Source organism: Staphylococcus sp. FSL W8-0271, from assembly GCF_038006605.1.
Lineage (GTDB): Bacteria > Bacillota > Bacilli > Staphylococcales > Staphylococcaceae > Staphylococcus > Staphylococcus cohnii.
In genome coordinates this window covers 2,082,502-2,103,110 of the sequence record NZ_JBBOVM010000001.1, presented here as the reverse complement: position 1 = coordinate 2,103,110, position 20,609 = coordinate 2,082,502, and the positions used below count along the sequence as shown (strand labels likewise).

General features: G+C 31.8%; 19 protein-coding genes. 11 read left to right on the top strand and 8 right to left on the bottom strand.

From position 1 onward, the window contains the following. Positions 1 to 73 precede the first annotated feature (73 nt). A complete protein-coding gene (gene hisC / locus NST87_RS10355; RefSeq protein ID WP_019469526.1) occupies positions 74 to 1,129 on the top strand; it encodes a histidinol-phosphate transaminase in 1,056 nt (351 codons plus the stop codon). Positions 1,130 to 1,359: 230 nt separating this feature from the next. Beyond that, a complete protein-coding gene (locus NST87_RS10350) occupies positions 1,360 to 1,908 on the top strand; it encodes a 5' nucleotidase, NT5C type (RefSeq protein ID WP_019469525.1) in 549 nt (182 codons plus the stop codon). A 210-nt stretch (positions 1,909 to 2,118) separates the two neighbouring features. Here NST87_RS10350 and NST87_RS10345 read toward each other — a convergent pair whose 3' ends face one another. From NST87_RS10345 to NST87_RS10325, 5 genes are all read right to left on the bottom strand, one after another. Beyond that, the gene (locus tag NST87_RS10345; protein WP_026034811.1) at positions 2,119 to 3,072 is read right to left on the bottom strand and encodes a diacylglycerol/lipid kinase family protein; all 954 of its coding nucleotides are present in this window, start codon (positions 3,070 to 3,072) and stop codon (positions 2,119 to 2,121) included. Positions 3,073 to 3,275: 203 nt separating this feature from the next. After that, positions 3,276 to 4,784, bottom strand: a complete 1,509-nt coding sequence (locus NST87_RS10340) for a peptide MFS transporter (RefSeq protein ID WP_019469523.1) — start codon at positions 4,782 to 4,784, stop codon at positions 3,276 to 3,278. Positions 4,785 to 5,045: 261 nt separating this feature from the next. After that, the gene (locus NST87_RS10335) at positions 5,046 to 6,560 is read right to left on the bottom strand and encodes a peptide MFS transporter (protein WP_040030230.1); all 1,515 of its coding nucleotides are present in this window, start codon (positions 6,558 to 6,560) and stop codon (positions 5,046 to 5,048) included. Positions 6,561 to 6,739: 179 nt separating this feature from the next. Further along, the gene (queF, locus tag NST87_RS10330; protein ID WP_019469521.1) at positions 6,740 to 7,240 is read right to left on the bottom strand and encodes a preQ(1) synthase; all 501 of its coding nucleotides are present in this window, start codon (positions 7,238 to 7,240) and stop codon (positions 6,740 to 6,742) included. 13 nt (positions 7,241 to 7,253) lie between these two features. Then, the gene (locus tag NST87_RS10325) at positions 7,254 to 8,141 is read right to left on the bottom strand and encodes a DMT family transporter (RefSeq protein WP_019469520.1); all 888 of its coding nucleotides are present in this window, start codon (positions 8,139 to 8,141) and stop codon (positions 7,254 to 7,256) included. Between the two features lie 710 nt (positions 8,142 to 8,851). On the opposite strand from NST87_RS10325, the gene nrdI reads away from it, so the two are divergent. From nrdI to NST87_RS10285, 8 genes are all read left to right on the top strand, one after another. Further along, a complete protein-coding gene (nrdI, locus tag NST87_RS10320) occupies positions 8,852 to 9,250 on the top strand; it encodes a class Ib ribonucleoside-diphosphate reductase assembly flavoprotein NrdI (RefSeq protein ID WP_019469519.1) in 399 nt (132 codons plus the stop codon). After that, positions 9,213 to 11,318, top strand: coding sequence for a class 1b ribonucleoside-diphosphate reductase subunit alpha (nrdE, locus tag NST87_RS10315; protein ID WP_040030229.1), 2,106 nt, complete (start codon positions 9,213 to 9,215; stop codon positions 11,316 to 11,318). Before nrdI ends, nrdE begins: the two co-directional genes overlap by 38 nt. Positions 11,319 to 11,554: 236 nt before the next feature. After that, complete coding sequence (gene nrdF / locus NST87_RS10310; protein WP_019469517.1) at positions 11,555 to 12,523, top strand: class 1b ribonucleoside-diphosphate reductase subunit beta; 969 nt, start codon at positions 11,555 to 11,557, stop codon at positions 12,521 to 12,523. Between the two features lie 456 nt (positions 12,524 to 12,979). Beyond that, complete coding sequence (locus NST87_RS10305; RefSeq protein WP_019469516.1) at positions 12,980 to 13,948, top strand: ABC transporter permease; 969 nt, start codon at positions 12,980 to 12,982, stop codon at positions 13,946 to 13,948. Next, entirely contained in the window at positions 13,938 to 14,897 is a 960-nt protein-coding gene (locus tag NST87_RS10300) for an iron chelate uptake ABC transporter family permease subunit (RefSeq protein ID WP_019469515.1), read from the top strand. Before NST87_RS10305 ends, NST87_RS10300 begins: the two co-directional genes overlap by 11 nt. Continuing rightward, complete coding sequence (locus NST87_RS10295) at positions 14,894 to 15,694, top strand: iron ABC transporter ATP-binding protein (RefSeq protein WP_040030228.1); 801 nt, start codon at positions 14,894 to 14,896, stop codon at positions 15,692 to 15,694. Before NST87_RS10300 ends, NST87_RS10295 begins: the two co-directional genes overlap by 4 nt. Before the next feature lie 106 nt (positions 15,695 to 15,800). Further along, a complete protein-coding gene (locus NST87_RS10290; RefSeq protein WP_064264212.1) occupies positions 15,801 to 16,850 on the top strand; it encodes a ferrated catecholamine ABC transporter substrate-binding lipoprotein SstD in 1,050 nt (349 codons plus the stop codon). A gap of 249 nt (positions 16,851 to 17,099) precedes the next feature. After that, the gene (locus tag NST87_RS10285; RefSeq protein ID WP_019469512.1) at positions 17,100 to 17,426 is read left to right on the top strand and encodes a PH domain-containing protein; all 327 of its coding nucleotides are present in this window, start codon (positions 17,100 to 17,102) and stop codon (positions 17,424 to 17,426) included. A 135-nt stretch (positions 17,427 to 17,561) separates the two neighbouring features. Here NST87_RS10285 and NST87_RS10280 read toward each other — a convergent pair whose 3' ends face one another. The 3 genes from NST87_RS10280 to NST87_RS10270 all read right to left on the bottom strand — a co-directional run bounded on the left by NST87_RS10280 (position 17,562) and on the right by NST87_RS10270 (position 19,479). Continuing rightward, positions 17,562 to 17,876, bottom strand: a complete 315-nt coding sequence (locus tag NST87_RS10280) for a CHY zinc finger protein (protein ID WP_040030226.1) — start codon at positions 17,874 to 17,876, stop codon at positions 17,562 to 17,564. Positions 17,877 to 17,888: 12 nt separating this feature from the next. After that, positions 17,889 to 18,812, bottom strand: coding sequence for a UDP-N-acetylmuramate dehydrogenase (murB, locus tag NST87_RS10275; RefSeq protein WP_103211359.1), 924 nt, complete (start codon positions 18,810 to 18,812; stop codon positions 17,889 to 17,891). Positions 18,813 to 18,936: 124 nt separating this feature from the next. Then, positions 18,937 to 19,479, bottom strand: coding sequence for a GrpB family protein (locus NST87_RS10270; protein ID WP_040030224.1), 543 nt, complete (start codon positions 19,477 to 19,479; stop codon positions 18,937 to 18,939). Positions 19,480 to 19,606: 127 nt separating this feature from the next. Between NST87_RS10270 and NST87_RS10265 the strand changes: the two genes are divergently transcribed. Continuing rightward, positions 19,607 to 20,494, top strand: a complete 888-nt coding sequence (locus NST87_RS10265) for an EMYY motif lipoprotein (RefSeq protein WP_340721683.1) — start codon at positions 19,607 to 19,609, stop codon at positions 20,492 to 20,494. Positions 20,495 to 20,609: the final 115 nt, after the last annotated feature.

Below are 20,609 nucleotides of genomic sequence, written 5' to 3'. Positions count from 1 at the left end.
TCAATGGAAATAAGGTATATAATGGTTACTAAGTTTTGAAATTTCTGTAAATTTAAGGAGGCCCGAATCAACAATGAAAAAACAAATCGAACAATTATCAGCATATCAACCAGGTCTATCACCAAGAGCACTAAAAGAACAATACGGGATTGAGGGTGAACTTTATAAATTAGCTTCTAATGAAAATTTATATGGACCATCACCTAAAGTGAAAGACGCAATCAAACATCATTTAGATGAATTGCAATTTTATCCTGAAACGGGTTCTCCGTTAATTAAAGAAGCGATAAGTGAACACTTGAATGTTGACCCAGCACGTATTTTATTTGGTGCAGGATTAGATGAAGTGATATTAATGATTTCACGTGCTGTTTTAACCCAAGGAGATAAAATTGTTACAAGTGAAATGACTTTTGGTCAGTATTATCATAATGCCATAGTTGAAGCGGCAGATGTTGTACAAGTCCCACTAAAAGATGGTGGATTTGATTTAGAAGGCATACTTTCTGAAGTGGATGACTACACTAAACTTGTATGGTTGTGTAACCCTAATAATCCTACCGGCACATACTTTACACATGAAGAGTTGCAACGATTCTTATCACGTGTGCCTCAAGATATACCGGTAATTATAGATGAAGCCTATGTTGAATTCGCAACAGCTGAAGACTTTCCGAATTCATTAGCTTTACAAGAGCAATTTCCAAATGCTTTCTTACTGAGAACATTTTCTAAAGCATATGGATTAGCCGGCATGCGTATTGGCTATGTGATTGCTGCTCAAGAAGCGATTGAAAAATGGAATATTATACGACCACCATTTAATGTAGGTCGATTATCAGAACACGCTGCACTTGCTGCGTTAGAAGATCAAGATTATTTAGATTCTATTCGTGAAAAAAATGCACAAGAAAGAGCAAAATTCTTTGATTCAGTTAGTAGTCATAAATTAAATCCAAGCCAAACGAACTTCATTTTTGTGAATACGTCGCGACCTCACGAATTATATGAGGCATTGTTAAAACAAGGGTGCATTACAAGAGAATTTCCGAATGGTGTCAGAATTACGATTGGTTTCCCTGAGCAAAATGATAAAATGATCGAAGTATTAAATAACTTTGATTTATAAAAAGTAGTATTTATAACGTTCAATAAATTAAAATGTATAAAGCTTAAACTATATAATGAAAATAATTAATTTATATAGTATATTATGATATGCTCATATACAATTTTGGTTTCATTGAACGTTTTTTGCTATACTAATAGTGATAAACAAGATCATGTTCTAAGATGACTAATGTAATCATGCGTGATCTTTGCTAATGAACGAGAACTTAAAAGGGAGTAGAGTACGAGATGACTAGAAAATCAATTGCTATTGATATGGATGAAGTACTTGCTGATACAGTAGGTGCATTGATTGAAGATGTGAATAAACGTACGGATTTAGGAATAACATATGATATGTTGGATGGTAAAAAATTACGTCATGCTATGCCTGAACATGATGGGTTATTGCATGAAATTTTACGCGAACCAGGTTTTTTCAAAAAATTAAAAGTGATGGCACATTCACAAGAAGTGGTGAAAAAACTAACTGAGTATTATGATGTCTATATTGCGACTGCCGCAATGGACGTTCCTACATCGTTTCATGATAAATATGCATGGTTAAGAGAGTATTTTCCGTTTTTAGATTCACAGCACTTTGTTTTTTGTGGTCGTAAAGATATCGTGAACGCGGATTATCTCATAGATGACAACCCTCGTCAGTTAGCTATATTTACTGGTAAACCAATTATGTATACAGCATCACATAATGTTAACGATGATCGTTTTACACGCGTGAATGATTGGTATGATGTTGAAAAATATTTCTTAGGGGATCGTGATTACGATATATAATATAAATGACATGAATGTGTTTTTGGTGTTTAAATATGAAATTTAATGATGCTTTACTTAAAATGTGCGGACATCTGAATATGTCATGAGTGAGAGATTATGGGCTATCTATATTTCAAGTAAGTAAATATGATTTAACACTAAATTCAAAGGACGAATCCATATGTATGTGGATTCGTCCTTTTTTATTAATCATTATATATAGTGTATTTATTCATATTCATTATCAGGTGTGTCTTCAGGTAACGTTAAAATTTGAATTGCTTTTGGTATAACTTCGATATGGATGGGTGTTTTTAATGCAATTTCGCCATCGATATCTACTTTCATTTCAGGTTTAGTCTCTATTTTGATATCTTTGGCTAATAAATGCTGAATACCTTCTGTCATGTGGTTCCAGTTCATGCTGTCTCTTTGCTTAAATATATCACTCAGTACACTTGAACTGTGTTCTTTGAAGATAAATAAATTCAGATAACCATCACTAGGCGAAAGGTCTGTTAATGGTATGCGACTGCCTCCTATAAATGACCCATTAGCAACAACAAGCATGGCAGTATTACCATCAATGACTTTACCATCAACGGTTAATTGATAATCAAAGTGCTCTGGATTAAGTAAAGTTTTAACAGTAGACCCTACGTAGCTCAATTTCCCAAAAATGTCTTTATTGCCATTTTGAACATTTTCTGCATTTTGAACAATGAGACCCAATCCAGCAAAGTTTAGTGCATACTGATCATTTATTTTCATAACATCATAAGATTGTAACTCTGATTGAATAAGTTGTTGACTGGCTATTTTATGACGTGGACTTAGGTTTAATGTTTTAACGAAATCATTAAACGTACCACCTGGAATAATACCAATAGGGATATTCAATTCATGTTGCATCATACCATTGATTAATTCGTTGACAGTACCATCTCCACCAAGGAGAAAAATGATATCTACATCGTCACTGTAACTTTGGTCTTTAATCTTCTGGCAAAATCTTATGATATCACCTTCATCTTCACTTAGTTGGATTGACAGATGTTTACAAAACGTAGTTAAAGAAGCTGCTACATCTCCCAGTCCTCGATATATATCTTTAATACCACTATATTCATGATAAAATAAGACACCGTGTTTGAATTTAGTATTTTCCAATTTTTTCACCATATTCTTTTAAATTTTGTTGCTTATTCACTTTACCCATATTTCTATAGTTATAAATATATTTTGGCGGGCGAAACATCTATTTCATTTCAAATGATTTCTTCGCACTATTATACAAGGATAATTAGGTCGATGTTTATCTGAGCTTTAGGGCATGGAAAAAGCCCACTAACTCAATAAATTGAGAAGAGGGCCTTTTCCATGCGCTACTTAATGCCACGCATACCTTTGATGATTTTTGGTACAAATGCTAAAACAATTAAACTAACTACAACTGCAATACTACCTAAAAATAGGAAGTAGTTTTTGTGTCCAAGAGGTTCGATTAGTTTTACTAATGTACCATTTATAGCCTGTGCACAGGCATTAGTTAACAGCCATAAACTCATCATCTGTGTGTTGAAAGCTTTTGGAGCAAGTTTAACTGCTGCACTGTTACCTGTAGGTGATAAACAAAGTTCACCGATTACACAAATGATATAAGATAAAATAACCCAGTTGACACTAATATCGGTACCGCCAGCTGAATGACCGATAAAACCAATCATTATGTAAGAAGCACCTGCTAATATTGCGCCTAGAACAAATTTTGTGGCTATACTTGGTTGGCGTCGAGCCATTTTTGCCCAAATCAATGAAACCACTGGTGCTAGTAATACAATAAATAATGGATTAATCGACTGGAAGAGCGTAGGACCGAAATCAGCTTTCCATCCAAATATATTTAATTTCATATCACTGCTTTCAAACGCAAAGAGGTTAAGTACGTTGGCACCCTGTTCTTGAATAGACCAGAATATTACACCGAGTATAAATAGTGGTATAAATGCTATTACTCTTGAGCGTTCATCATCTGTGATTTCTTTACTTCGAATCATAATTGTGAAATATATGATTGGTAATGCCACCCCTAGTATGAGTACCGTTGTACTAACTAAGTTAAATGATAATGTACCTGTTAAGCCGGTAATTAATAATACTACTGCAATAATTAAGATGATTGCAGCAAATAAAATGCTATATTTCTTTTTCTCGCTTTTATTTAATGGGTTTGTTGGTTTTGAACCAATTTGCCCTAAATTTCTTTTATTGAAAAATATATACCATACGAGTCCAAGTGCCATACCAATCGCAGCGATTAAGAAACCACCGTGGAAATTCCCTGTATGTACAAAGCGATCTAAAATAATTGGTGAAATTAATCCACCTAAGTTAACAGACATATAGAATATAACAAAACCAGCATCTATACGTGTATCTCTATCAGGGTATAATCTACCGACAATATTTGAAATACTTGGTTTCATTAAACCAGAACCTACAATAATAAAGAACATAGAAATAAATAGTCCTATAATATCTAAAGGTAAACTTAAGAAGATATGTCCAATAATGATCAACACGCCACCGTAAAATGTTGCTGCGCGTGTCCCCGTAATTCTATCGGAAATCCATCCACCCAGCACGGATGTCATGTATATCAGTGCACCGTATACTGCCATAATAGACTGTGCAGTGCCTTTATCCATGCCGAGTCCGCCATCTTTAATAGCGAAATACATGTAGAAAATCAGCAAGGCACGCATACCGTAGTAGCTGAACCTCTCCCAAAATTCAACAAAGAATAATACGCCTAGCCCTTTAGGATGTCCAAAAAATCCTTTTTGTGGAATAGATTGAACCGCTTGTTCATGGGCTTTATCTTGATTTTGCATAAAAAACATTCCCCGTCCTTTCATACTCCCTATAAGAATGTATAAAAATGATTTTACGCTTAATTAAATTAAATTTCAATAATATTCTCAAAACAACAATATTCAAAATATTCTGATTTATTATCACTGTATATAAGCATAAATTTTTATTTAAGGATATTTAAATTGACGACAGTGTATTTTTACAAAAAATAAACAATATAGAAATCTTTGAAATCAGATCTCTATATTGCTTATTAAAAAATATTATCGTTTAAGTGATTAATATATACCTTTCATTGCACGTTTTACTTTTGGTGAAATAATCAATAATATAACGCCGATAACAACTGCAACTAATCCTGAATACATAAAGTAATCACTTTGATCCATTTTTGTGTATACAACCACAAGTTGAGCATTGAGGCCCTGTGCTGTTGCGTTACTTAACATCCACAAGCTCATCATACGCGCCGTGAATGTGACTGGTGCTAGCTTTGTAGTAGTTGATAAACCGACTGGAGATATACAAAGTTCACCGATAGTAATTAATAAGAAACTGAGTACAAGCCATAATGGGTTTATTAAGTCATTGCCTGTAGCTAATGGAATAATCATGACTAGATAGGATAACCCAGCGATAATTGCGCCATAGGCAAATTTATGTACTGTAGGCGGATTCTTTTTACCTAATTTAACCCATAGCGTTGCAAAGACTGGCGCTAAGAGAATAATAAACAATGGATTTAAAGATTGTGCCCATGAGGCAGGAATTGAAAAATCAATTAACCCATTCGTTAATACAGACATTTCGAGTTGTGTCTTTTTATCTGCAAATGTTGCGAGAATCGTTGACCCTTGTTCTTGTATCATCCAAAAAGCAACAGATGTAATATACAATGGTATGTAACTATATACACGTGAACGCTCATCTTTCGTAACGTCTTTATGTAAAATCATATTAATAAACAAGTAGATTGGTAATACGATACCTAAAATGGTAATTAAAAAGCTAAAGTTTTCTAAGCTTAAGGCATTATTTAAATGTAGAATTAATAAATATGCTAAAAATAATACAACAATACCTAAACTAAATAATACGAACTTTTTGATTTCTGGTTTAGTTAAAGGATTCGGCACGTTACGACCAGCCAAACCTAAATTCACTTTACGTTTTAGTGCATATACTACTAAGCCACAGAACATACCGATAGCAGCTACTAAGAAACCTGCATGGAAACTCACTCTAGTTTGTAAATAACCTGTAAGTAATGGCGCAAATAAACTACCGAAATTAATACCCATATAGAATAATGTGAATGCAGCGTCTCGTCTTACATCATTACGATCATACAGTTCACCAACAGTTGATGAAATATTTGGCTTTAATAGACCAGTACCTGCAATGATGACTGCGAGCGCAACCATTACTAATGTTAAATTATTAGGTAAGGACAATAAAATATGCCCGATCATGATCAAGAATCCACCGTAGAAGACAGCGCTTTGTGTCCCGGTTATCCGATCTGCAATCCATGCCCCAATAACACCTGACATATAAATTAAAGTTCCGTAAATTGCGACAATTTGCATTGCCACGGCTTGACTTAAACCGAAACCACCCTCAGCCACACTATAATAAAGATAATATATTAGTATCGCTTTCATACCATAATAACTGAATCTCTCCCAAAATTCAGTGAAAAACAGTGTACCTAGTCCTTTTGGATGTCCGAAAAACCCCTTTCTCGGAGTACTTTTCATAATTTCCTCGTGCGTGTAACTTATCTGTTTCATAATTTCCCTCCCCTAAATGGTTGGATTTATTTTATAATGTTTTCACTTAAATAACAAGTGTATATATCAATAGTACAAAATTATATAAGTAAGCGTTTTAATATCTAAATGAAATAAATAAAAAAATAATCCACACGAATTATTTTTAGTTCGAGTGGATTATTCATAGTAGGAATAAATTAACGATTATCTATTTTTTCTGGATAGAGGTCATGATTCATTAAACGATGTTCTGCCATTTTTTCATATTTACTGTCAGGACGGCCATAATTTGTATAAGGGTCTATAGATATACCACCACGAGGTGTGAATTTGCCCCAAACTTCTATATAATGGGGATCCATTAAGTCGATGAGATCATTCATAATAATATTCATACAATCCTCATGAAAATCACCATGATTTCTAAAGCTAAATAAATATAATTTTAATGATTTAGATTCTACCATTTTAATATTTGGGATATAAGAAATATAAATTGTAGCAAAATCAGGTTGACCTGTAATAGGGCATAAAGATGTGAACTCAGGGCAATTAAATTTAACAAAATAATCACGGCCTGGATGTTTATTATCAAATGATTCCAATACATCTGGTCGATAATCAAAATCATATTTATTGTTTTGGTTTCCTAGTAAAGTAATGTCATTTAAATCTTCTTGTTTACGTCCTTCAGACATCGTAATTGCTCCTTTAATATTTAGATTTTTGTTCTTTTTTCTGAATTGTTAGCGGTTGGCGTCTTGCTTTTTCAAACATATAGTAACTTGCACCAATGATAATGATGTAACCTAAAATTGCATAGAAATCTGGTGATTCGCCAAATAAAATAAAACCAAATAACGCAGTGAAAATAATAGATGCGTACGTAAATATTGAAATATCTTTTGCTGGTGCAAAACTATATGCTAAAGTAATACCTATTTGACCAGCAGCTGCAGCTAAGCCAGCACCAATTAAATAAACAACTTGCATGACAGACATTGGTTCGAATGTAAAAATCGTAAATGGAATGAGAACTATTATAGAAAAGAAAGAAAAATAAAAAACAATCGTATAAGGTGCTTCTCTGCTACTTAATGCTCTAACACAAGTGTAGGCACTTGCTGCGAAGATACCTGATAACAATCCACCAATCGCTGGTATCATTGATGATGAAAACTCAGGTTTTACAACGAATAGCATACCCAAAATGGCTATAATCATAGCAAAAACTTGGTAGTTGCGTACTTTTTCATTTAGGAAAATTAAACTAAGTAGTATCGTCCAAAATGGATTTAATTTCATTAATGTGTCTGCATCACTGAGTATCATATGGTCGATGGCATATATATTTAATAAAACGCCAATCAAGCCAAGCGCAGAACGAGATATTAATAAAGGCTGACTACTTAATTTACCAAAAAGTGGTTGCTTATATTTAAATATAAAATACAAAGGTATAAACATCGCCACGAGGTTTCTTGCCAATGATTTTTGAAAGACAGGGAGATCTCCAGCTAATCTAAAAAAAACAGACATAAAGCTAAAGCCAACTGCAGAAATTAGAATAGCAATAATACCTTTTACTTTTGGATTCACATACATCGCCTCAATTTTAAAATTTTAACGTATCTATATTAGCATAGTTAATTAGAAAATGTATATATGCTTGAAATCAAAGTAGAAATATATTAAAATGATATACGAACAAATGTTCTGTTGGAGAGTATATAATCGAGAAACTTAAAAGTAATTTAGCATAGTAATTAGTTTAAAAATATAATAGATGAAGCGCAATATATATGAGGATAGATGAAGTAATGCAGGTATATCAAGGCTTAAGAAAAAATTAAAAAAAGCAAGCATTGAGACTCTAAAAAAGACAAAAATATTTTTTTAATTTTTTAAATTGATTTTAAAGTTGAATTGGTGCCATTTTCATACTGTTTTCATCGTTTTGTCATAAATTAAAGACTTTTAATAAGGCGATGAGTTATGTATAATGAAACACATAATATAGTATTTCTGGCCAGGACTAAACACAATATATTGTGTTTTAGTATGTGGTCAATTTATTTATAATAAATCAAATTTTAAGTAAAATCACACAGTTTTAGGCTTTGAATAATGACAAATAAGGCATTAATACTTAAATGTTGAGTTTTTACATACCTACTTATAGATTTACTAGTTACTATATATAGTGGTTACTTCAATCATTTAAAACACATTCAAATAATAACACCTCGAAAGCCTTACATTTTTTGATTTTCCAACTTACGTATATCTATTAGAAAGAAGGTGATCCAATGAAAGTGGTATATTTTTCGTTTTCCGGCAATGTGCGCAGATTTATAAAAAAAACCGAACTGACAAATGTTATGGAAATCACGCAAAATAATTGTTCAGAGAGAATAGAGGAACCATTCGTTTTGGTCACTGGAACAATAGGATTTGGTGAGGTACCCCAACCAGTTCAAATGTTTTTAGATGTGAATGATGATTTGTTAAAAGCTGTTGCAGCAAGCGGAAATCGTAACTGGGGACAAAATTTCGCAAAAGCTGGACGATCAATTTCGGAACGATATCAAGTTCCACTATTATTGAAGTTTGAAGTACAGGGCACTGCAGACGATATAAATGAATTTAAAGATAAGGTGGGAAATTTCAATGAAGATTATGGACGAGAAGAAATACAATCATATTGAATTAAATAATGAGGTTACAAAACGAAAAGATAATGGTTTCTTTAATTTGGAAAAGGATCAAGAAGCACTGGCAGTTTATTTAGAAGAGATTCAAGATAAGACAATCTATTTTGATACTGAAATTGAACGTTTACGCTATCTTGTAGATAACGATTTTTATTTTGATGTTTTTGAAAAATATTCAGAAGCAGATTTACAAGAAATTACAGATTATGCTAAAAGTATAGACTTTCGTTTTGCAAGTTATATGTCGGCCAGTAAATTCTTTAAAGATTATGCGCTAAAGACAAATGATAAAACACAATTCTTAGAAGATTATAAGCAACATGTTGTGATTGTTGCACTTTATTTAGCAAATGGTCATAAACCGACAGCTAGACAACTTATTTCAGCTATGATTGAACAACGTTACCAACCAGCAACGCCAACATTTTTAAATGCGGGACGTGCGCGTCGTGGTGAGCTCGTGTCATGTTTCTTATTAGAAGTTGACGACAGTTTAAATTCAATCAATTTTATAGATTCTACTGCAAAACAATTAAGTAAAATTGGCGGCGGTGTTGCTATCAACCTATCTAAATTGCGTGCAAGAGGAGAAGCGATTAAAGGCATTAAAGGTGTAGCAAAAGGCGTATTACCTGTTGCTAAATCTCTTGAAGGTGGCTTTAGCTATGCAGACCAATTAGGACAGCGTCCTGGTGCTGGTGCGGTGTACTTAAATATTTTCCATTATGATGTAGAAGAATTTTTAGATACTAAAAAAGTTAACGCAGATGAAGATTTGCGATTATCTACTATTTCTACTGGTTTAATTGTACCTTCAAAATTCTTTGAGTTGGCAAAAGAAGGTAAAGACTTTTATATGTTTGCACCGCATACAGTTTATAATGAATATGGTGTAACGTTAGATGATATTAATTTAGATGAATACTATGAAAGTTTAGTAGCCAATCCAAATGTTGATAAAAAGAAAAAAGACGCTCGTGAAATGCTAAATATGATTGCACAAACACAGCTACAATCTGGTTATCCTTATCTAATGTTTAAAGATAATGCGAATAAAGTACATCCTAACTCTAATATTGGTCAAATTAAAATGAGTAATTTATGTACAGAAATCTTCCAATTACAAGAAACATCTATTATTAATGACTACGGTACAGAAGATGACATCAAGCGTGATATATCTTGTAACTTAGGATCTTTAAATATTGTTAATGTTATGGAATCAGGTAAATTCAAAGATTCAGTGCATACAGGTATGGATGCATTGACAGTGGTTAGTGATGAAGCAAATATTCAAAATGCGCCAGGTGTTAGAAAAGCTAATAGCGAGTTACATTCAGTTGGATTAGGCGTTATGAATTTACATGGTTATCTTGCTAAAAATAAAATTGGTTATGAATCTGAAGAAGCAAAAGATTTTGCTAACATATTCTTCATGATGATGAACTACTATTCAATTGAAAGATCCATGGAAATTGCAAAAGATAGACAAGAAACATTTAAAGACTTTGATAAGACAGATTATGCGAATGGTAAATATTTTGAGTTTTACACTTCGCAAACATTTGCACCAAAATATGAAAAAGTACGTAAATTATTTGAAGGCTTAGAAATTCCTACACCTGAAGATTGGAAAGCATTACAAAAAGAAGTTGAAACTCACGGTTTATTCCATGCATATCGTTTAGCGATTGCACCAACACAAAGTATTTCTTATGTACAAAATGCGACAAGTTCAGTTATGCCGATAGTTGATCAAATTGAACGTCGTACTTATGGTAATGCAGAAACGTTTTATCCAATGCCTTTCTTATCACCAGAAACAATGTGGTACTATAAATCTGCATTTAATACTGATCAAATGAAATTAATTGATTTAATAGCTACGATCCAAACACATGTGGACCAAGGTATTTCTACAATTCTTTATGTAAATTCAGAGATATCAACACGTGAATTATCTAGATTATATGTTTATGCACATCATAAAGGATTGAAATCTTTATATTACACTAGAAATAAATTATTAAGTGTTGAAGAATGTACAAGCTGTGCAATATAAAACGAAACTTTTTAATTAATGAAAAAGATCTATGAATCTTGAAATAACGCATCTGTTTTAAATACAAAAAGGTGAGGCATTAAGTGAATGTCATTTAAATCAAAGTGTATCGACATTAGAGAAATATAGTCACTTATGCAAAGGGATAGAAAATCTAAAAATATATTTAGATTTCTGTCCCACTTTCTGTGTTTTATAAATTAAACAAATATTTACTAGATAGGGGAATTATCTAAATGAAAGCAGTCAATTGGAATACTCAAGAAGATATGACAAATATGTTTTGGCGACAAAATATTTCGCAAATGTGGGTAGAAACTGAATTTAAAGTTTCAAAAGATATTGCAAGTTGGAAAACATTATCTGATGAAGAAAAAAATGCATTTAAAAAGGCATTGGCAGGTTTAACTGGTTTGGATACACACCAAGCAGATGATGGTATGCCATTAATTATGTTACATACTACAGATTTACGTAAAAAAGCGGTTTATTCCTTTATGGCGATGATGGAACAAATTCATGCTAAAAGTTATTCTCACATCTTTACAACACTATTGCCATCTAGCGAAACAAACTATTTATTAGATAAATGGGTCCTAGAAGAACCACATTTGAAATTCAAATCGGATAAAATTGTAAATAATTATCATAAATTATGGGGAAAAGAAGCATCTATTTATGATCAATATATTGCACGTGTATCAAGTGTTTTTCTAGAAACATTTTTATTCTATTCTGGTTTCTATTATCCATTATATTTAGCTGGACAAGGTAAAATGACGACTTCAGGAGAAATTATTCGTAAAATTTTATTAGATGAATCAATTCATGGTGTATTTACTGGTATGGACGCACAAAGTTTACGCAATGAATTGTCTGAAAGTGAAAAACAGCAAGCAGACCAAGAAATGTATAAATTATTAGATGAACTATATAAAAACGAAGTTTCTTATACACAATCTTTATATGATGATATCGGTTTAACTGAAGATGTGCTTAACTATGTAAGATATAATGGTAACAAAGCACTATCAAACCTCGGATTTGATCCGTACTTTGAAGAAAGAGAATTTAATCCGATCATCGAAAATGCATTAGACACATCTACAAAAAACCATGATTTCTTCTCTGTTAAAGGCGATGGTTATACTTTAGCGCTAAATGTTGAAGCATTACAAGATGAAGATTTTATTTTTGAAGACTAAATTACACTTGCTTAAACTATCATAATGTAAAAGTTATTAATAGCAGATGAATGAAATATAAATCAATTTTAATCACCAACAAACGTCAATTTCTATTGGAATTATATAGAGATTGACGTTTTTTATTTATTAAAGTTTTGCGCGTTGCACTAATATTTTACACATTTATGCAATACAATTAATTCAAGCACGTATTTAACTTTATTTAGTATTTGAATTAGTTTGTCAACTGAAACGTCAAAAATTTCTATAAATACATAAATTTAAAAAATGCATTTGGCTAAAAGTTTTTGTTTTTATTTTGAAAATTTTGACATAAATAGAGAATTGTTTTGATAATCTCTGTTATAGCTATTGAATTTACATGCAAAGATGATAAAATTTAACTTACAGGTATTGATAATGATTATCACACTCAATAAAACATGACGTTTATGAAAGGATTAATTACTCACTATGAAATTTTTACTCAATGGTGTTGTCTTAGCTATTATTTTATTCTTTTTAACTATCCTTTCTTTATTTATAGGCGTTAGTAAAGTATCAATTACTGATATTTTTCATTTAACGCCCGAACAATTAAATATCATCGTGTCTAGTAGGATTCCTAGAACAATAAGTATATTAATATCTGGAAGCACTTTAGCACTTTCTGGCCTTATTATGCAGCAGATGATGCAAAATAAATTTGTGAGTCCAACGACAGCAGGGACTATGGAATGGGCAAAGTTAGGCATTTTGATATCAATGATATTTTTTCCACAAGAAAACATTATTATTAAATTAATATTTGCGGTGATATTAAGTATTGGTGGCACATTTTTATTTGTTAAATTAGTTCAATACATACGATTCACTGATGTTATTTTTATTCCGCTTTTAGGTATTATGCTTGGTGGTATTGTGTCTAGTTTAGCAACTTTTCTTGCTCTAAGAACCAATACTGTACAAAGTGTAGGTAACTGGCTCAACGGAAACTTTGCCATCATTACGAGCGGTAGATATGAAATATTATACTTAAGCATTCCTTTATTGATACTTACATATATATTCGCCAATCATTTTACGATTGCAGGGATGGGAAAAGATTTTAGTAATAACTTAGGCGTCAACTATGAAAAAATAATAAATATTGGTTTATTTATAACTGCAACTATAACAGCACTTGTAGTTGTTACAGTAGGAACACTACCATTTTTAGGTCTAATTGTTCCGAATATTGTGTCAATATTCAGAGGTGACCACTTAAAGCAAGCATTACCTCACACGGCAATGTTAGGGGCGGTATTTGTTATGTTTTCTGACATAATTGGTAGGATTGTTGTCTACCCATATGAAATAAATATTGGTTTAACAATTGGTGTCTTTGGCACGATTATTTTCTTGATCTTATTGATGAAAGGAAGACACAATTATGCAAATTAGTGCTAAATCAAAGTTAATGATATTAATAGCTGTCACTTTAAGTGCTGCGTTAATATATCTTTTCATCGGTATTGATTTTGAAATTTTTAGATACCAGTTTATCAGTCGTTTTCGAAAGCTTGTGCTCATGATATTGGTAGGTGGAGCAATTGCAGCTTCAGTAGTTATCTTTCAAGCGATTACAACGAATCGTTTATTGACACCATCAATTATGGGACTTGATGCTGTATATATGTTTGTGAAAGTATTACTAGTATTTGTGTTTGGCGTACAGTCTGCATTTGTAACTAATATATATTTAAGTTTTGCTACTTCGCTGTTGGTTATGATTGTATTTTCATTATTATTATTTCAAGGTATCTTTAGAATTGGCGATGTGTCGATATATTTAATTTTACTCATAGGTGTCATATTAGGTACTTTCTTTAGAAGTATAACTGGATTTTTAGAACTGATTATTAATCCTGAAGATTTTTTAGCAGTTCAGAGTTCAATGTTTGCCAATTTTGATGCTTCCAATAGTAAATTGGTAATGTTGTGCGGCGTTATATTAATTATTTTAATCATTATTACAGTGATTGCGATACCATATTTAGATGTGCTTTTATTAGGAAAAGACCAAGCAATAAATTTAGGTTTGTCCTATAAAATGATTACAAGATTACTGCTCATACTTGTCGCGATATTAGTATCTGTCTCTACTTCATTGGTAGGTCCGATTACATTTTTAGGATTGTTAACAGTTAATCTAGCGCATGAATTGATGAAAACCTATGAACATAAATATATATTACCGGCAACAATCTGTTTAAGTTGGTTGAGTTTATTTATTGCACAAGGCGTAGTAGAAAATTTATTTGAAGCGACGACGCAAGTGAGTATCATTATTGACTTGGTAGGTGGAACATACTTTATCTATCTATTAATTAAAAGGAGACATGCGAATTGATACGAGTTCAAGGTTTAAATAAAACCATTCAAGATAAAACGATTTTAAATGACATTAACGTAGATATAAGTAAAGGGCGTTTAACTTCAATGATAGGTCCAAATGGTGCAGGTAAGAGTACTTTACTTTCAGCAATTACACGACTGATCGATTTTGATAAAGGGACTATTGAGATTGAAGGGAAAGCTATTTCTGAATTTAAGAGTAATGAATTATCTAAAAAATTATCGATTTTGAAACAAGCTAATCATACTGAGTTAAATATTACTGTTGAGCAACTCGTAAATTTTGGAAGATTTCCGTATTCAAAAGGCCGCTTAAATGAAGCAGATCGGGCGCAAGTTGAGTATGCACTTGAGTTATTGAATCTTAAAGAAATAAGACATCGTTACCTAAAAACATTATCAGGTGGTCAACGACAACGTGCATATGTAGCTATGACAATAGCACAGGACACAGAGTATATTTTACTAGATGAGCCATTAAATAATTTAGATATGAAACATTCAGTTCAAATCATGAAAACGTTACGTCAACTCGCAAAATCACTCAATAAAACAATTGTTGTTGTGATTCATGATATTAATTTTGCTTCGTGTTATTCGGATGACATCATTGCATTGAAAGATGGAGAAATGGTTAAAGCCAGTACTAAAGATGAAGTTATACAAGAAAATACGCTCAAAACATTGTATGATATGGACGTTAAAATTGAAGAAATTCGCGGACAACGCATTTGTGTATATTTTGATGAAGAAACAGCAGATTATGAATTATCTATTTTACAATCCGTTTAAAATGGAATGATTTTTATTGAAGGGAGTGATGCAGCTGCAACGTTGCTCATTTTAAACGGCATATTGAAATGGTGATTAACTTTAGTATTCCAGGAGGATTAAACATATGAAGAAGTTTGCTTTGTTTATGGTAATAGGTTTAATGTTTTTATTAGTAGCATGTAATAATGGTGGCTCAGACGACAAAAAGTCATCGGATACAAAATCAGATAGCAATGAATCAAATAAAACAGTTAAGATAGAAAATGATTATAAAGCTAATGGAGAAAAACGTGATGGAAGTGATGCTAAATCTGTAAAAGAGACAGTTGAGGTTCCAGTTAATCCTAAGAACGCAGTTGTGTTTGATTATGGTGCATTAGATACATTAAAAGAATTAGGACTTGAAGATAAAGTTAAAGCAGTTCCTAAAGGTGAAGATGCTAAATCATTACCAGATTTTTTAAGTGAATTTAAAAGTGATAAATATTTAAATACTGGTAGTTTAAAAGAAGTTAATTTTGACAAGGTTGCAGAAGCAAAACCAGAAGTGATATTCATATCTGGACGTACAGCAAACCAAAAAAACTTAGATGAATTTAAAAAAGCTGCACCAGATGCTAAAGTTGTTTACATAGGTGTAGATAATAAAGATGAAGTTAAGTCGCTTAAAGCAAATGCTAAAAAAATAGGTAAAATTTATCAAAAAGAAGACAAAGTTAAGTCTCTTAATAAAAAATTAGAAGATAAAATAGCAAGTATGAAAGAAAAAACAAAAGATTTAAAAGACCAAAAAGCGTTATATTTGTTAGTAAATGAAGGTGAATTATCAACATTTGGTCCTGGGGAACGTTTCGGTTCTATGATTTTTAATACTATGGGCTTTACACCAGCAGATAAAGAAATTAAAGAAAGTAATCATGGCCAAAATGTTACAAATGAATATGTTGCAGAAAAAAATCCTGGCATTATTTTTGCGATGGACCGAGGACAAGCTGTAGCAGGTAAATCTACTGCTAAAAAAGCATTGAGTAATGATGTCATCAAAGATGTTGATGCGATTAAAAATGATAAAGTATATGAATTAGATCCAAAACTTTGGTACTTCTCAAGTGGTTCGACAACAACTGCGATTAAACAAATTGAAGAAGTCGAAAAAGCAATAGATAAAAAATAATAATAGACATGAGTGGGGATTGTCTTAATAACGCATACTCAAAGCAGTGAAAATCACTTTAATCGTGAATTCACTGCTTTTTTGATATGGATGATTCCTCCTGCTTGTAAGATGGTATAAAATCTAACTAGGCTAATCTCAATTGTTTTTTGGTTGGCTCAATACTAGAATGGAGTTGAGCACTTAAGTAATAAATTGATTTAAAAACTTGTATAATGAATAAAAATAGTAAAAGTAGGTGACATAAAAATGATTTTAGATAATGTAAACCCAAATGATTTATTTCCAACAGAAAAGAAAGGACCTAGTGTTCTAGGTACGATAGAGTATTCTGTACAAGGTTCTACAGAATTTGAAGGTGCATTTATTGCTACAAATGAACGTATTATTTTGAATGTAGATATGAATGGAGAATTCTATTATAGAAGTATTGGTTATGATGAAGTAGAGAAAATTACATACGAAGACGGTCGCATTCATTTTACGTTTAATATTGGGCCTATGCCGATGAAAAACATACAAAAAGGTGATGCAGAAGCGTTTGTACAATTTGTAAAGGACAAAATAAACGCATAATAAAAGATAGCGTTTGAATGAACTTGTGTATGTCACGTTTATGTTTATTTTACAATGGTTTAAATAGATAAAAGAGCGACGTAGAAATTTGATTAGAAAATAAATTTCTGCGTCGCTCTTTTTGTTTAGCGTTAATTATATAGAAAAGTAAGTGCTGTAATGATATTTACAACGATTATTAAAATGTGCATCACAGTTTGGACACGATTCAATCAGCATATATTCATTGATTGTCATTTCGTGTTTGCATACACCACATAAAATAGCTTTTGTATTAAATTCATCAGCATCCCATCTTTGTATTGAATGAGAGGTGTCCTCATTATGACATTTATAACATGGGTAGTATCTATTACAGCATTTGAATTTAATTGCTATTACATCTAATGGTGTATGGTAGTGTGTACAACGTGTTTCATTATCTACAGTTGCACCGTATACTTTCGGCATTTTATAACACTCCTAACGTTCAAAAGGATGTTCACCAATGATTCTAACTTCTGGATGAAGTTCAACATCAAATTTTGCTTTAACCGTTTTTTGCACGTGATGGATTAAATCTTCGTAGTCAGTTGCAGTACCTTTATCAACGTTTACCATAAAACCTGCATGTTTCTTAGATACTTCTACGCCACCTATACGATAGCCTTGTAGGTTTGAATCTTGTATTAATTTACCAGCAAAATGTCCTGGTGGTCTTTGGAAGACGCTACCACAAGATGGGTATTCTAAAGGTTGTTTCGTTTCTCTTCTCTCAGTCAAATCATCCATTTTTGCTTGGATATCTTGTAAATTGCCTGGCGCTAATGTAAATGCAGCTTCTAATACAACTAAGTGTTCTTTTTGGACGATACTATTACGATAATCTAACTCCAGTTCTTTGTTTGTCAGTGTGATTAGCTCTCCCTTTTCATTAACACATAGTGCATAATCAATACAATCTTTGACTTCACCACCATAAGCACCTGCATTCATAAATACAGCGCCACCAATAGAACCTGGGATACCACAGGCAAATTCTAATCCAGTGAGCGCATTATCACGTGCAGTACGTGACACATCAATAATTGCAGCACCGCTTCCTGAGATGATCGCATCATCGGAAACATCAATATAATTTAACTGAAGTAAACTGATAACGATTCCTCTGATGCCACCTTCACGGATGATGATGTTTGAACCATTACCTAAATATGTGACGGGTATATCATTTGTGTAGGCAAAATGGACGATAGCTTGGACATGTTCATTTTGGGTTGGAGATAAATAATAATCAGCTTGACCTCCCGTCTCAGTGTAGGTATAGCGTTTTAGCGGTTCGTCAACTTTTATAATATCTTTTGGAACTATTGCTTCTAATTCTTTTAAGATGTCATCTTTATGCAATTATAGAACATCCTTTCCTGTTGAATTCATTTATACATTATACCAATGATTTAACATGTTTGCTAAATAGTATATCGTTTTATTGAAAACGATTAAGTTCATTTATTATTTTAGTGAATAAAGATTAGTTGTGTGCATTCGATAAATCTTTATTAATTTTTCGGAGTAGTTGTTTAAAAAGTAACTGTTTTTGATTTTCATATTCACGAATTGGTACTGCGTCTGTCGATAAATTATACTTTTGCTTTCCAAAGTTGGTTGCTGAAGATGGATTTATTGTTAAATAATGATTTGTCTTCAGATAATCATTATAAAGTTGTGAATCTATTTGAACAATATGTAATCGAGCAATTTGTCTTAAATCAATGAGATTATTAAATTGAGCCATAACTACTTTTTTGTGATATGGGTGATGAAGTCTATAAAACCCTTCATAATTTAATCTTTTTTCATCTAAAGCAGTTATATCATGTAAATTATTGACGCCAACTAAAACATCTAAAATAGGTTCAGTAGGGTAGTTGAAGTGACTTGTCCCCCCGATATGATGGGTTGTTTTTACAGGTGTATCTAAGAGTGACAATAATTTATGACGTAGCATCTGATATTGTTTAATAAAAGTTTGGTGTATATCTTCATTGATAAAAGGTTGAACATCTGAATGCATTGAACTAAATCACTCCTTTAAATGATCAAAATAAATTGTTAAACTGTAAATTCTGGAATAATATATCATATATTATTTTCAAGTTAAATAAGTTTCTGTATAATACGTAATGATAAGGAGTGCAGAAATGAAAAAATTAATGTGCTTTGTTTTATTAGTTTGTTTTGCTGTAGTACTTGTCGCTTGCGGACATGAAGGTGCTAACGAATTTAAAGATTTCGATAGTACATTAACTGACGTAAAGCAAAAAGAAAAGGAATTTAATAAAGTAATGGATTCTATTGATTTAGAAAACATTAATGATTTAAGTAAAACAGATATGACTGATAAAAACAAAAAAGAATTCAATCAATTGCAAAATAACTTGAATAGCAAGTTAACACCTAAACTTGAAGCATATGAGAAATCTACAAAGCATCTGCCAGCAAATTCTGAGGAAACCAAGGAATTAAAATCAAAATATTTAACTTCTGTCAAAAAGAAAAAAGCCGCCATCGAGGAAGTTAAAACATTTGTTGATTTATACAACCAAGCAGTTAAAGCGAATGAAGATATTTTAGATTATACAAAACTTTTTGAAAAGAATAGATCAGAAGTAGAAGAAAACATGAAAAAAGCTAATAATGCTGGTGAAAGTGTTAAAGGCTTTAAAGAGAAATTGGAACAAAATAACAAAGATTTAAAAAATACAGCGGAAAAAGAATCCAATTCTACAAATGCTAAATCAGAGAAACAAGTTATTGAAACTCAAATCATGCCATTAATTAAAAAACAAATTAAAGACTTAAATAAGGCAGAAATAACAGATGGTTATGTGAATGATGCGCGTAAAAACACGATTGAGATGTACTATAGCTTACAAAATTATTACGAAACAAGAGAAGAAACAATTGAAATTGGTGAAGCAATAGCTAAAATAGACATCAATAAATTACCAAAAGAAAGTGAAGATTTAAAACATTATGATAAGGAATTTAATAAACGGTATGCCGAATTAAAAGAAAAATATCAATAATAAATTAATTGGTTAAGTTATGAGATTTGTAATAAACTGTTAACAATAAAAAGGGAATTGTGTATAATTGGAAACAATGATATGTGAATATCATTGGAATTTCACACTTTTAGAG

Excerpts from the sequence above, each read along its gene's own strand:
- hisC (WP_019469526.1), top strand. The coding sequence starts at position 74 with ATGAAAAAACAAATCGAACAATTATCAGCATATCAACCAGGTCTATCA.
- NST87_RS10340 (WP_019469523.1), bottom strand. The coding sequence starts at position 4,784 with ATGCAAAATCAAGATAAAGCCCATGAACAAGCGGTTCAATCTATTCCA.
- NST87_RS10280 (WP_040030226.1), bottom strand. The coding sequence starts at position 17,876 with ATGCCGAAAGTATACGGTGCAACTGTAGATAATGAAACACGTTGTACA.
- NST87_RS10265 (WP_340721683.1), top strand. The coding sequence starts at position 19,607 with ATGAAAAAATTAATGTGCTTTGTTTTATTAGTTTGTTTTGCTGTAGTA.
- NST87_RS10335 (WP_040030230.1), bottom strand. The coding sequence starts at position 6,560 with ATGAAACAGATAAGTTACACGCACGAGGAAATTATGAAAAGTACTCCG.
- queF (WP_019469521.1), bottom strand. The coding sequence starts at position 7,240 with ATGTCTGAAGGACGTAAACAAGAAGATTTAAATGACATTACTTTACTA.
- NST87_RS10290 (WP_064264212.1), top strand. The coding sequence starts at position 15,801 with ATGAAGAAGTTTGCTTTGTTTATGGTAATAGGTTTAATGTTTTTATTA.
- NST87_RS10345 (WP_026034811.1), bottom strand. The coding sequence starts at position 3,072 with ATGGTGAAAAAATTGGAAAATACTAAATTCAAACACGGTGTCTTATTT.
- NST87_RS10300 (WP_019469515.1), top strand. The coding sequence starts at position 13,938 with ATGCAAATTAGTGCTAAATCAAAGTTAATGATATTAATAGCTGTCACT.
- NST87_RS10350 (WP_019469525.1), top strand. The coding sequence starts at position 1,360 with ATGACTAGAAAATCAATTGCTATTGATATGGATGAAGTACTTGCTGAT.
- nrdI (WP_019469519.1), top strand. The coding sequence starts at position 8,852 with ATGAAAGTGGTATATTTTTCGTTTTCCGGCAATGTGCGCAGATTTATA.
- nrdE (WP_040030229.1), top strand. The coding sequence starts at position 9,213 with ATGAAGATTATGGACGAGAAGAAATACAATCATATTGAATTAAATAAT.
- nrdF (WP_019469517.1), top strand. The coding sequence starts at position 11,555 with ATGAAAGCAGTCAATTGGAATACTCAAGAAGATATGACAAATATGTTT.
- NST87_RS10270 (WP_040030224.1), bottom strand. The coding sequence starts at position 19,479 with ATGCATTCAGATGTTCAACCTTTTATCAATGAAGATATACACCAAACT.
- NST87_RS10285 (WP_019469512.1), top strand. The coding sequence starts at position 17,100 with ATGATTTTAGATAATGTAAACCCAAATGATTTATTTCCAACAGAAAAG.
- NST87_RS10305 (WP_019469516.1), top strand. The coding sequence starts at position 12,980 with ATGAAATTTTTACTCAATGGTGTTGTCTTAGCTATTATTTTATTCTTT.